The sequence below is a fragment of the uncultured Holdemanella sp. genome (assembly GCF_934772795.1).
Taxonomy (GTDB): domain Bacteria; phylum Bacillota_I; class Bacilli_A; order Erysipelotrichales; family Erysipelotrichaceae; genus Holdemanella.
Map to the genome: position 1 here is coordinate 14,973 of NZ_CAKVMR010000028.1, position 13,291 is coordinate 28,263.

13 protein-coding genes are annotated in these 13,291 nt (G+C 31.6%); 12 read left to right on the forward strand and 1 reads right to left on the reverse strand.

Features of this window, described 5'->3' with window-relative positions:
- The first annotated feature begins 103 nt into the window (after nt 1-103).
- The 12 genes from Q0F04_RS06525 to Q0F04_RS06580 all read left to right on the forward strand — a co-directional run bounded on the left by Q0F04_RS06525 (nt 104) and on the right by Q0F04_RS06580 (nt 11,443).
- Nucleotides 104-838, forward strand: coding sequence for a ChbG/HpnK family deacetylase (locus tag Q0F04_RS06525; RefSeq protein WP_295751500.1), 735 nt, complete (start codon nt 104-106; stop codon nt 836-838).
- 129 nt (nt 839-967) lie between these two features.
- Complete coding sequence (gene pfkB, locus Q0F04_RS06530) at nt 968-1,870, forward strand: 1-phosphofructokinase (RefSeq protein ID WP_295751503.1); 903 nt, start codon at nt 968-970, stop codon at nt 1,868-1,870.
- A gap of 3 nt (nt 1,871-1,873) precedes the next feature.
- On the forward strand, nt 1,874-4,606 hold the full coding sequence (locus Q0F04_RS06535; RefSeq protein WP_295751506.1) for a sigma 54-interacting transcriptional regulator: 2,733 nt from the start codon (nt 1,874-1,876) through the stop codon (nt 4,604-4,606).
- Nucleotides 4,590-5,282 (forward strand): AAA family ATPase, encoded by a 693-nt coding sequence (locus Q0F04_RS06540; RefSeq protein WP_295751509.1) that lies wholly within the window; start codon nt 4,590-4,592, stop codon nt 5,280-5,282. Before Q0F04_RS06535 ends, Q0F04_RS06540 begins: the two co-directional genes overlap by 17 nt.
- A gap of 221 nt (nt 5,283-5,503) precedes the next feature.
- Entirely contained in the window at nt 5,504-5,986 is a 483-nt protein-coding gene (locus tag Q0F04_RS06545) for a PTS sugar transporter subunit IIB (RefSeq protein ID WP_295751512.1), read from the forward strand.
- A gap of 27 nt (nt 5,987-6,013) precedes the next feature.
- Nucleotides 6,014-6,793, forward strand: a complete 780-nt coding sequence (locus tag Q0F04_RS06550; protein WP_295751515.1) for a PTS sugar transporter subunit IIC — start codon at nt 6,014-6,016, stop codon at nt 6,791-6,793.
- Entirely contained in the window at nt 6,786-7,586 is an 801-nt protein-coding gene (locus tag Q0F04_RS06555; protein ID WP_295751518.1) for a PTS system mannose/fructose/sorbose family transporter subunit IID, read from the forward strand. The genes Q0F04_RS06550 and Q0F04_RS06555 overlap by 8 nt, the downstream gene beginning before the upstream one ends.
- Before the next feature lie 70 nt (nt 7,587-7,656).
- Nucleotides 7,657-8,073 (forward strand): PTS sorbitol transporter subunit IIB, encoded by a 417-nt coding sequence (locus Q0F04_RS06560; RefSeq protein WP_288577079.1) that lies wholly within the window; start codon nt 7,657-7,659, stop codon nt 8,071-8,073.
- 9 nt (nt 8,074-8,082) lie between these two features.
- Nucleotides 8,083-8,943: a Nif3-like dinuclear metal center hexameric protein gene (locus Q0F04_RS06565; protein ID WP_295751520.1), complete on the forward strand. Its 861-nt coding sequence runs from the start codon at nt 8,083-8,085 to the stop codon at nt 8,941-8,943.
- A gap of 1 nt (nt 8,944) precedes the next feature.
- On the forward strand, nt 8,945-9,667 hold the full coding sequence (locus tag Q0F04_RS06570; RefSeq protein WP_295751523.1) for a tyrosine-protein phosphatase: 723 nt from the start codon (nt 8,945-8,947) through the stop codon (nt 9,665-9,667).
- A 16-nt stretch (nt 9,668-9,683) separates the two neighbouring features.
- Nucleotides 9,684-10,649: an MBL fold metallo-hydrolase gene (locus Q0F04_RS06575; protein WP_295751526.1), complete on the forward strand. Its 966-nt coding sequence runs from the start codon at nt 9,684-9,686 to the stop codon at nt 10,647-10,649.
- An 8-nt stretch (nt 10,650-10,657) separates the two neighbouring features.
- Nucleotides 10,658-11,443 (forward strand): Nif3-like dinuclear metal center hexameric protein, encoded by a 786-nt coding sequence (locus Q0F04_RS06580; RefSeq protein ID WP_295751529.1) that lies wholly within the window; start codon nt 10,658-10,660, stop codon nt 11,441-11,443.
- A gap of 394 nt (nt 11,444-11,837) precedes the next feature.
- Here the strand turns inward: Q0F04_RS06580 and Q0F04_RS06585 are convergent, their stop codons facing one another.
- Nucleotides 11,838-13,031 carry an ATP-binding protein gene (locus Q0F04_RS06585; RefSeq protein WP_295751532.1) on the reverse strand — a complete coding sequence of 398 codons (1,194 nt, stop codon included), beginning with the start codon at nt 13,029-13,031 and terminating at the stop codon, nt 11,838-11,840.
- Nucleotides 13,032-13,291 lie beyond the last annotated feature (260 nt).

Consider the following 13,291-nt stretch of genomic DNA (forward strand, 5'->3'; position numbering starts at 1 on the left):
AAAACGATCAAATACAATGATTGTTTTCTTAAAACGATTGATATTTGATTGTTTTTGTATTTAAATGACATTAATTATTAGTAGAAATAATAAGAGGTAGAACATGAAAAAAATAATGGTAAGAGCTGATGACTTAGGATTTTCTAAAGCTGTGAATTATGGTATTTATGAAACGGTTAAAAATGGTGTTATTAGAAATATTGGTTTTATGGTCAATATGCCAGATAGTCTTCATGGCTATGAACTAGTAAAAGATTATGATATTTGTCTAGGCCAACATACAAATGTATGTGTGGGAAACCCTATTAGTGATCCTGAAAGTATTCCAAGTTTAGTGCAAGAAGATGGGACGTTTAAAACGAGCAAGATGTATCGCAGCTCAAAAGAAGATTTTGTGAATTTAGATGAAGCTATTTTAGAAGTGGAAGCACAATATAATCGTTTTAAAGAAATTACTGGAAAAGAACCGGCTTATTTTGAGGCGCATGCCGTAATGAGTGAAAACTTAAATAGGGCAATTGAAATTGTGGGAAAACGACACAATTTAAAAACTTTGATCATGGGATGTGAAAAGGTGAATGGCCAAGATATGCATATGTATATGGACAGTATGTTTCCTAACTATGATCCAATGACTTCATTTAAAAAGATGGTAGATGAGGCAAAAGATGGATTTAATATGATGGTTTGTCATCCGGGTTATTTAGATCAATATATTTTATCAGTTTCTAGCCTTACAACACCTAGAGTATTAGAAACAGATTTTTTAACGAGTGAAGAATTAAAAGCGTATATAAAAGAAAATAATATTCATTTATATACATATGATGAGGTATAGACTATGGCACATTTAACATGTAACTTTTTTTCGAAATCATTAATGCGTACATTTGTGTATATAAAGTAAATGAATGTTTGCATTAGATGAAACTGTTATGGTTGTAAGTATAGAAAGCGAAGGTAAAGTATGATATATACAATAACTTTTAATCCAGCATTAGATTATGTTATCCAAGTGGATCATTTTAAAGCTGGTCAAATTAATCGAAACAAAACAGAAAATGTGTATTATGGAGGAAAGGGAATCAATGTTTCATGTATCTTAAATGAATTATCAGTTTCGAGTACTGCATTGGGATTTATTTGTGGATTTACTGGTAAGGCATTAAAAGATGGCTTACATGATTTGGGGATTCATACAAATTTTATTGAAGTAGAAAAAGGAATGACACGAATCAATATTAAGATGAAATCGGATGAGGAAACGGAAATCAATGGAAAAGGTCCAGTAATTGAAGATAAAGATTTTGATGCATTATTGGAAATTGTTAAAACATTTAAAAAAGGGGATATGGTAATTTTATCAGGGAATATTCCATCGAGTCTTCAATCGGATTCTTATCAAAGAGTGATTGAAGTCTTAAATGAGGGTGTTGATTTTGTGGTGGATGCAGAAAAAGATTTGTTGATGAAAACACTGCCTTATCATCCATTTTTGATTAAACCAAATAACTTGGAATTGGAAGAAATATTTGGTATGAAATTAGAAAATGATTCAGATATTGTAGCTTGTGGAAAGAAATTACAGGCATTAGGTGCTCGTAATGTTTTGATTTCAATGGCAAAAGACGGTGCAATTTTAATTGATGAAAATGGTACAATATACAAGCAAGGAGTTTGTAAAGGTACAGTTGTAAATTCAGTCGGTGCCGGGGACTCAATGGTAGCTGGTTTTATCGCTGGAGTATTAAAAGAAAGAGATTACTCTAAAGCATTAAAACTTGCGACTGCTTGTGGTGGTGCAACAGCCTTCCATTCTGGTTTAGCAACGTATCCGCAAATCATGGAGGCTATGAAAACATTGGAGTAGATTATGGAAACAAAACTTAGTGAGTATATTAAGGAAAATACAATTAGTGGAGAGTATGAAAAAAACAGTGCGCTTGTTGTAGGTAAAGTATTAGGGTTTTCACGTAATTGGGTCTCACAAAATTTGAATGATTATTATAATACAGGAGCTTTAATTAAAATTAATTCTCGTCCAGTACTCTTTTTGGATAAAGAAGTCATTTCAAAACAATATAATACTTCTCTTCCTAAAAATATTTTTGGATCCATTGAGGAATTGATGGAATTTTTAGAAGTAGAAGATAAAAAAGATTTTCAAACTTTGAATGGATATGATGGTTCTTTAAGAGGGGTCGTTGAAACATGTAAAGCTAGTATCAGTTATCCGCCTAATGGTTTACCAACGTTATTGTATGGTCAAACAGGAACTGGAAAGAGTTTGATTGCGAGAAAAATATATGAATATGGAATCAATCAAAGTATTTTAAAAAAGGATGCTGAATTTGTCCATGTCAATTGTTCAGAATATGCCAATAACCCAGAGCTTTTAACGGCCTACTTATTCGGATATAAAAAGGGAGCTTTTACTGGTGCAGACCATGATAATCCTGGCTTAATTCATCAAGCAGATGGTGGTGTGCTTTTTTTGGATGAAGTGCATTGTCTAAAACCTGAATGTCAGGAAAAGTTATTCTTATTTATGGATAATGGAAGTTACAGGCAGATTGGGGATAATGAAAATGTTTATCATTCAAACGTGTTTTTAGTGTTTGCGACAACAGAAGATCCTAAGAAAGCATTATTAAAAACATTGTTAAGACGTATACCTATCCAAATTCATATTCCATCTTTGGAACAACGTGGACTAAAGGAAAAGGCAGATTTAATTGTTTATTTACTGGAATGTGAATCAAAACAAATTCAAAAAGAAATTCGGATTTCTTCATTAGCCTATCAAACTTTATTGAACACAGTCTTTGAAGGGAATGTTGGAGAATTAGAAAATTGTATTCGACAAACATGTATGACAGCGTTATTCATGAATAAAAATAAAGAGTATATTGAAATAAATAACTTGCATTTACCGAATACATTGAATTTTGCGAATCGAACAATTTCTTTTATGGAACATCATGTATTGACGATTGACCAATTAAAAGAGGAATCAAAAAAGGATACAGACAAAACGGTATTAAAAGAAGTAGATAAATGGACGGTTAAGCTTCAAAATAATGAAATTTTAATTGATGAGTATTTTGATCATATTTATTTACATGTAAATAAACAAATCAATCAGATTTTATTTTCTGATCAGAGTGAATTGTATGCTTCCAACATAAATATTATTGATTCATTAAAAGCCATTATTGAAATGGTGAATCAGAAATATCGATGTAATTTAAAAGATAAAGATATTAATGTAATTTGTATGTATTTGGTGGATTATTTTTCGAATTATTCTACATACTCTAAATTAAGTACGGATTCATATGATGTTTTTATTGGTCTGATCAAGAAATATTATGCGAATGAATATAAGCTTGTTTCAGCCATGAATGAATTGATAGAATCGCATTTAAATTTATATGTGAATGAGTTCTTCTTATCATGTTTAACATTATATTTATCGAAAGCATTAACATTATCTGAACAACAACAAAGAGTAGGTGTGATATTGGCGCATGGCTATGCGACAGCTTCTTCAATAGCTTCAAGTGTAAATGAAATGTTGGGCCATTATGTATTTGAGGCAATCGATATGCCTTTAGATACAACGACAGATCAAATATTGGTTAAGTTAAAATCTTTTATTGATAGATATACAAAGATAAAGGATTTGATTTTATTAGTAGATATGGGTTCTTTAGAAAAAATATATGATCATTTGTCACATACTACGGATTTTAATATTGCCATCGCAAACAATGTTTCAACCAAATTTGCGTTGTTCGTTGGTGAGGGCATAATTAAAAATGAGCCATTGAAGCACATTTTTGATGAGTCTATTGGAATGTTGGAGACAAATTATAAAATTACAGAGCGTAAAGAAAAAGAAAAAATTATCTTATGTTCTTGTGCAACAGGAATAGGTACGGCTGAAAAATTGAAAGAGATTTTAGAGGATTCCTTACCTGAAAAGATTCCTGTTAAAGTATTAACGTATGATTATTCTACGTTGGTGAAGAATCAATTGGAATCGGATTTCTTTGATCGTTATGAAGTGATTTGTATTATTGGAACATTAGATCCTAAAATTCCAAATTTAAAGTTTGTCTCTCTAGAAAACTTTATTATGAATGAATCATTCGATTTCTTATGGACTTATTTTGAAGGTATGATTACGCCTGCAGAAATGAATCAATTCCAACAAAATTTATTAAAGAACTTCTCTTTAACGAATATTATTATGAGTTTGACTTTCTTGAATCCAGATAAGTTGTTGGAATATGTAGCAGATTCATTGAATGTTCTTCAAAGAGAGATGAATGTTGTATTCTCTAATAACATCTGCTTTGGATTATATGTACACATTTGTTGCTTGATTGAAAGACTTGTATTAAAAGAAGGTATTGATGTATACACCAAATCAATTGATGATTGTTCTTTGTTGTTTAAGGATTTTTATTATCAATTAAAAGAGTCTTTCCAAAAAGTGGAAAAGTATTATCGTATAGATATTCCTGTGGAAGAAGCAGAATATATTTATATGTATATCAATAATATGAAAGAGTCACAGTCAAATGAAGACGATGAATAAATTCATTGTGAATGGCAATGAAGTAAATGCCTATTACAGCATGGAGGATATTCATGATGTATTGATTCCATTACTTCAAAGATGGATTCATTTATACGAAACAAAGAAAAGTAGAATCATAGTCTATTTAGCAGCTTGTCCAGGAAGTGGAAAAAGTACTTTGGCTTTATTTTTGGAAGAGTTGTTTAAATCATTAAATGCTTCTTGTACATTTCAAACAATTGGAATGGATGGTTTTCACTTTTATAATGATTATTTAAAAGAACATGATTTATTGAATGAAAAAGGCAGTCGCAATACGTTTGATGTAGAAAAATTAAAATCTTATATTTTAAAAACAAAAGAGGAAGATTGTTTATGGCCAATATATTCTCGAATGATTCATGAGCCAATTGAGAATCAGGTGTATATTCAAAGTGATATTGTACTAATTGAAGGGAATTATCTATTATCTAAAGATGCACCTTGGAATGAGTTGTTACCATTGTGTGATGATTCAGTATTTCTAAATGTAGATCCAAGTATATTAAAAGAGAGGTTGATAAAGCGAAAGAGTTTATCAATTGGACTGGATAAAGCTATTCAGTTTTATGAGCAATCGGATTCTAAGAATATTCAGTATGTATTGGATTCTAAAAAGTGTCCAAATATAGAAATAGAACTATCGACAAGGTAGTTCTTTTTAATTTAGAATAGAAACGAACGACAGAATAAGAATTAGTGTCTGTGATTAGTGTCTGTGGATGTGATTTAGATTGTTTTAAAAAAAATTTAAAAAAATTTTTGAATAAAATAATGGCGTTATTAGGCTTAAAATGAATAATTTTGATGTAAAAGACACAAATTGGCACGACTTTTGCTATATAAAGGGTGAAAACAAGAAAGGAGATAATCGAAATGAGTATTATTTTAGGAAGAATTGATTATCGTTTATTGCATGGAATTGTAGCCACTATGTGGGCACCTCAATCAGGAGCACAACGTGTTATGGTTATTGATGATAAGACTGCAAATGATCCTATCATTAAAGAAAGCATGCGATTAGGAAAACCAGCAGGTATGGCTTGTTCTATCATCACTGAAGAAACAGCTATCAATAATTTCAAAGCTGGAAAGTATGATAGTCACAAAGTTTTCATTGTTTGTGAAAAACCTGAAATTTTCTTGCACTTACAAGAAGCTGGACAAGAGATTCCTCGTATCGTAGTGGGTATCACTCGTAACAATAAGACAGAAGGAACTCCAGTAAGCTCACGTGCTAGTATTTTGGATTCACAAAAAGAAACTTATAAGAAGTTAATTGAAAATGGTACAAAAGTAGATGTTCAATTTACAACTACGGATAAGGCTGAGCCATTAACTTCAAAAATCAGCTTATAAAATTAATAGAGGAGAAGAGTAAAAATTATGACTGCCGTTCAAATTATCTTAATTACGTTGGTCGCGTATTGGAAAATGACTGATACTGTTACCCTTCAATTGTTTGCGTTTAATACAATTGTTTGTGGTTGGTTAGTAGGATTGATTATGGGAGATGCTGCAACAGGATTATATATTGGTGCAACACTTCAGTTAATGTCTATGGGTGTTGTAGCTGTTGGTGGATCTTCAATGCCGGATTATCCTGTAGCTGCTATTATCGCAACGGCTATTGCATGTTCGACAGGACGTGGAATGGAAGCTGGTTTAGCAATCGGTCTTCCAGTTGCAATGTTAGGTGTTAACTTCGATGTTATCTATAAAATTTTCAATGGTTTCTTAATGCACAAAGAAATGAGTTTGATTGAAGAAGGAAAATTCAAATCATTCTTAAATATGGTTAAAATTTCACCTATATTCTATGGTTTATGTTCTGCATTACCAGTATTCTTATGTGTTGCAATTGGTCCAACAGTAGTAAATGCAGTGTTAGACTTCATGCCAGCATGGTTTACAACTGGTTTATCAGTTGCTGGTGGTGTTCTTCCTGGTGTAGGTATGGCCATGTTATTAATGTACATGCCACTTTCTAAATACTGGTCATTCCTAATCATTGGATTTGTTTTAACAGCTTATTTAAATGTTCCAGTATTAGGTGTAGGTGCAGTTGGTTTAGCTGCTGCTTACGAAATTTATAAAAAAGAAATGAGAGCTGCAACTGCTCCAGCAGGTGCTGCTAGTTCTTTAGGAGATCTAGAAGATGAGTAAGGAAAAAGTTTTAACTAAAAAAGATTGTCGTCAGGCCGCTAAACGTTGGTTGATTGGTATTTCAACTTTTAACTATGAAACACAATTAGCTCCTTCTTATGCATTTGCAGTTTATCCATTATTGCGTAAAATGTATCCAAATGATGAAGATTTTAAAGCTTCATTAAACAATGCAATGAAGTACTATAATACAATGCCTTGGATCTCACCATTTGTTATGGGTGCTGCTCTAGGTATTGAAGATGAAGGTGGAATTCCTTCACTAGAAGCCGTAAACAACTTTAAAGTAGGTATCATGGGTCCTTTAGCTGGTATTGGTGATACAATTGGTTGGGCAATGATTCCAACAATCTTCGGTTCCATTGCTGCTAGTATGGGTATGCAAGGAAATCCTCTAGGTATCATCATGTGGGCTGTATTCACATTCGCATTCTTAGCTGTTCGTATTCTTGAAGTTGAATGGGGATACAACATGGGTATTAATGTTGTTACTAAATTAGGTCAAAAAATCACTGTATTTACTGAAGCTTGTTCTGTATTAGGTTTAACTGTTGTTGGGGCATTGATTGCTTCTGTTGTTAACTTGTCAACAGGATTATCATTCACAAATGGTGATGTAACAATGAATGTTCAAGATTTAATTGATGGAGTAATGCCTAAATTATTACCAGTTGTCGCAGTTGCTTTAATTTATTTCTTCATGAATAAAAAACAAGTGAAGATGACAAAAATGATTTTAATCATCATTATTTTATCTTGGGTTGGAGCTGCAACTGGAATATTTACTGCTTAATAACAAAAAGTAGCTAAAGGAGAAACGCTCCTTTAGCTATTATTGCGTTCATGGAAAAGGGAGGATTACAATGAGAAGATTTATATTTGCGTCTCATCATAAATTGGCTTATGGGCTGAAAGACACTGTTGATTTTTTAACTGGAGCAACAAAGACTATTTATGATATTAATGCGTATTTGGATGATGAAACAAAAGACATTGATACAGTTGTAGCTGAATTATTTGCTTCTTTTGATGATGAAGATGAAGTTGTTGTACTCGTTGACATGATGGGAGGAAGTGTTTATCAGAAATTCTATCCTTATATGTCAGACAAAGTTCATGTTATTTGTGGAATGAGTTTGCCTATGGCTTTATCTTTTGTCTTAGCTCCAGAAGATGAGTGTTTAACTTCTGAAGATGTTGAAGAAATGTTGATGGAATGTAAAAATCAATTGGTGTATGTCAATAAAATGGCAGCAAGTGTTGATGAAGATGATGAATAGGAGGTAACTATGCTAATTAATCAAATGATTGAAAATATTAAGAAGTATCATAAGGGATATGGAACGATTGACGAGGCAACTACAAGAGATCAAATTCTTTATGGTGATGCCAATCAAGAGTGTACAGGTGTTGTAACGACTTGTTGGGCTAGTGTGGATGTAATTCGTTTTGCGATTGAAAAAGGTGCTAATTTCATTATTTGTCATGAAGCTTTATTTTGGAATCATGGTGATCACAGAGAGTGGCTTGAAGAGTCTAAGAATGAAGTGTATTTAGAGAAGAAACAATTGTTGGATGATCATGGAATTGTGGTTTGGAGAAATCATGATTATATTCATTCAGGTATTCCTTATAATGGATCTTATATTGATGGTATTTTCCTTGGATTAGCTAAGAAGATGAATTGGGATAAGATGATCAAAAATACTGTAAATGCAATGGATGATACGCTTGAGTGTTCTACAGCTTATGAGTTTGATCATGCGATTGAAGCTACGGATTTAGCTAAGCAATTGGTTGATACATGTAATTTGAATGGTATTAAATTAATTGGTAATGATCAGACTAAAATTAAAAAGGCGGCTGTATTATTCCATGTGTTTGGTGATGCGAAAGAACAAATTGTGAATACAGATAAGAGTGATATTGATTGTCTATTGACTATGGAATTGATTGACTTTACATACGCTGAATATATTCGTGACAGTGGCTGCTTAGATAAGAATCGTGTTGCACTTGGTATGGGACACTTTAACTTGGAAGAGCCTGGAATGGAATATATGTTAACATATTTGGATGAAGCTGCTCAGTGTCATGTTCCTGCTTGGTTTAAACAGAGTGGTGACAATTATAAATATATTGTGAAGTAATATGAGATTTTCAAATTTTAGAGATTTACATGATGTATATCCGAAAATAAAAGAGGGAAAATTATTTCGTTCAGAAGCTCCATTTGATTTTCAAAAGGAAGATTGGGATGAGCTATACGCACTTGGTGTTCGTACAATAATTGATTTTCGTTCAGACTCGGAAAGAGAAGAAGATAACTATGTATGTGATCCAAGATTTACGCGTCATAATTGGTGTTGTTTAATGCCAAAAACAGGAATCAATGATTTTTATTTTCCTAGACTTGTGACAAAGCAGTCTTCTGCTGAGGAAATAATTGGTTTATCTTCTTTTATTGTCAATGGATATAAAGTGATTCCTTTCTCAAATACGGCTTACCAGAATATGTTTTCATTAATGGAAACAACGGATGATGGAATTTTGTTTCATTGTGGTGGAGGAAAAGATCGTACGGGTATATTTGCAGCGTTAGTTTTATCTTTATTTGGTTGTGATAAACAAACAATATTTGATGATTACTTGAAGAGTAATGAGTCTGTTAAAAATCATTTAATGCCCAAATTACTACAGTCTGATTATCCACAGCCTGTAAAAGATACTTTGGTGTATGTATGTTCGGTTCATTCTGAATTGTTGGAATCTTCATTTGAAGCCATACTACAAAAATATGGTTCATTAGAAGAATACTTTAATTCGGAATATAAATTGAATCGAGATTTGTTGTTTAAGAAATATATAATCTAAAATTAGGAGGACGAATATGCAGGATCCTAGATATATTAAATCGGATTTAAAGACAAAATTATTAAATCCTGAAAAAGAAAAACCATCAAGATGGTCATTTTTAAAAGTATTGCGTGAATATAGTACTTTAAAACAATTTTATCCAGAAATAAATCCATATGCAGAGGTTTATAAATTCAGAGAAAATGTATATTGTATTTTCTATGATGGCATTCGTACTGCTGAAATGTGGTGTTACTTAATTGATGGACCAGAAAAAGCTTTGTTGATTGACACTGCTTTTGGTTTGGGAGATTTAAAAGGGTTAATTCATAAATTGATTGGTGATAAAGAAGTTATTGTATGTAATACGCATTCTCATGTGGATCATGTTTCTGGTAATAGTCATTTTGATAAAGTGTATTGTCATTATGCAGATCAAAAGACGATTCAAGAACATCAAAAACCTGAAGATACTTTAGATTTCATTTTAGATGAGAATAAAGAACCTGTTTACACATGGTTTGATAAAAAGGATTTGCCTCCTTATACTCCTTATGAAGTTATCGGGGTGGAAAATCATCATTTGTTTGATTTAGGACAAGGACATGTGGTTGAATTGATTCATTTACCTGGTCATACAGCTGGACAATCTGGTTTCTTAGATCATAAATCAGGATGTTTCTTTATTGGAGATGTTACGAGTGCATTTGGTGATAATACAGAATATCCACAATTCTGTACAATTAATTCATTAAGAGATGCGATTCAAGATTTTATGCCAAGAATTGAAGAAGTCTCAGGTCTTTTCCCTGGTCATGGTACTATTGATTTACATCCAAAAACACTTCAATACATTATGGATACCGCAAATCGTATTATTGCACATCCGGATTGGTATGATACAAAAGTAGATTTCTATGGTACGGATATGTATGCTCGTTTTATTTATCAAATGGGTAGTGATTTAAAATATACAAAAGAAGCTGTCATTCCTGAGTAGGTATGATTATGAAGATTAAAGATGTGATTGAATACTTACAACAAGAGGGTACTTGGGTTCGTTGGAATCGTTGTACCAGGGATCGTGTTCTATTTGGAAATGATGATCAGGAAGTAAAGAAGATTGGTGTTTGTTGGGTGGCTACAAATAGTGTGATTGAACAGGCATTGGAGAAAGAAATTAATTTTATTATTTCTCATGAGAATATTTTCTATACGACAGGAACGCATTTGGAAACTAAATTAGTGGAGTCTATTGAGTATAAGAAAGACTTATTAAGTAAGGGTAATATTTGTGTATATCGTTGTCATGATGTTTGGGATTCAATACCTGAATATGGTGTGAGTGATGTATGGGCTAAAAAACTTGGATTTGATTTTAAAGACAGAGTGATTAACTCATATTATCAGCATGCAGATATTCCTACACAAACAGTTTCTGAACTTGCTAAGCATGTTGCGAATGTATTAAAAGATGATGGTGAAGAGGGTGTTTATGTCTTTGGGGATGTAAATAAAGAAGTATCTCACTTGGCTATTGGTACGGGTGCTGGAACAGATATTTTTGAAATGTTAGAATTCAATCCAGATGTAGTGATTGTTGCGGATGATGGAATCAGTAACTACAAAGATGCTCAATACGCGATTGATAATGATTTGCCTATGATTGTAGTAAATCATGCGGGTTGTGAGATTGGTGGTTTAAAAAACATGGTGAAATATTTTAATGATAAACTTCCGAATCTTGATGTAGAGTATTTGGATGAGGGATTTAGAATTTCATACTTTAAATAATGTAAAACAAGCAAATTCGTATTTGAATTTGCTTGCCCATGCTGATTGTGTGGCTTTGAGAATAGATGTTGTACACAATAATGGAAAATACTGTCTAATGTATCTGAAAAACCATCATATAAATAGGCTTTTCATCAGTGAATGTGGGTATATTTATATAGAAATATAAGAATTAGTTCTATATTTATGATTGAAATTTGCATAATAAAAAACTACAAAAGATTATTTTACAGTTGGAATATCATTGATAGATGCAGGTAGTAGTTGTGTTCTATGTATTGAATATTGGATTAGAAAAGACTTCAGATCAAATGTGATTTGAAGTCTTTTCTTGTATATTAAGATTTTGGTTTCGGAACATGCAAATTTAATAGCTACATTTCTATTAATGGTCTTATTTATTTAATAACCAATCTGAAATATCTATTATTTTAATTCCTTCGTACTGATATTCGTTATTTCTTGTTCTGGCAATAACTAACTTAGGATATGCATCTTTAATTTGTAAAAGTGGTGATACTTCTCTTTCGAATGTCTTTTCATCACTTATGTTATCTGAAACTTGAATATATATTTTTTCATTTCTTTTTACAGCCACAAAATCTATTTCTTTTTTGTATAGAACGCCAACATAAACCTCATATCCTCTACGAAGCAATTCGATAGCGACTATATTTTCTAATATGCGTCCATAGTCCATGTTTTTAGTTCCTTGTTTTGCATATCTAAAAGCATGATCACTTAAATAATATTTCTCGTTGCTAGATAAATACTTTTTTCCTTTAATGTCATATCTTCTGATTTTGTAAAAAGCAAATGCATTGCACAAATATTGCATATAAGAGTAAACCGTTGTGTGATTCACCTTTTCATTCAAACTTTCTAAATTGTTTGTTATATTTCTTGCCGAAGATAAATTTGATATGTTGTCCATTAGAAAATCGACGATTTTTTCTAGAAGGGGTACATTTCTAATTTTGTATTTTTGTTTTATGTCACGAACGATTAAGGTGTCAAATACATCTGCTATATAATCATATTTTGCTTCTTGATCTTTGTATAAATAAGAACCGGACATACCACCCTCTATCATATACTTGTTGAAAGCCTCATATTGATCATTGCAATTAAAATAGATTAAATATTCTTGAAAAGAAAAGGGATATACTTTTATCTCAAATGTACGTCCTGTGAACAAGGTGGCCAAATCAGAACTTAATAGGAATGCATTTGATCCAGTAATATAAATATCGTATTTTTCACTTGCATGTAGGCCGTTTATTGCTTTTTCAAAACCTTCACACATTTGAACTTCATCAATAAATACAAAATTGTTTTTGCCTTCTTCATAATGACTTTCTATATATTCATATAGTACATGATAAGTTGATAGATGTTCATAATTCGGTAAATTGAAATTTATTTGAATAATATTACAATTTGAAATTTCTTTTTTTAGATAAGTTTTAAAAGATTCTAAAAGCTTAGATTTTCCGCATCTTCTTACACCAGTGATAACTTTTATATCCGGTGTACCAACCACATTGATTAATTTATTTAAATATTGTTCACGTTTAATTAATTTCATTTCTTATTCACCATCTTTCGCTTATAACAAGATTATAAAGCCTATATTAGCCAAAATCAATAAAATTTCATTTTTGGCTAATATAGCTGAATTCTACATGCTGAATTAACAAGAAAATGACATTTTCTAGATAATATGAAGTGACCTCCTATTGTCAATACGTGGATTACGACTCATAATTGGATTGATTAAAAACACTTATGGTGTCGATGCCATAACACAATAGGAGGTCACTATGAAAAGTATATTATCTGTTGGAA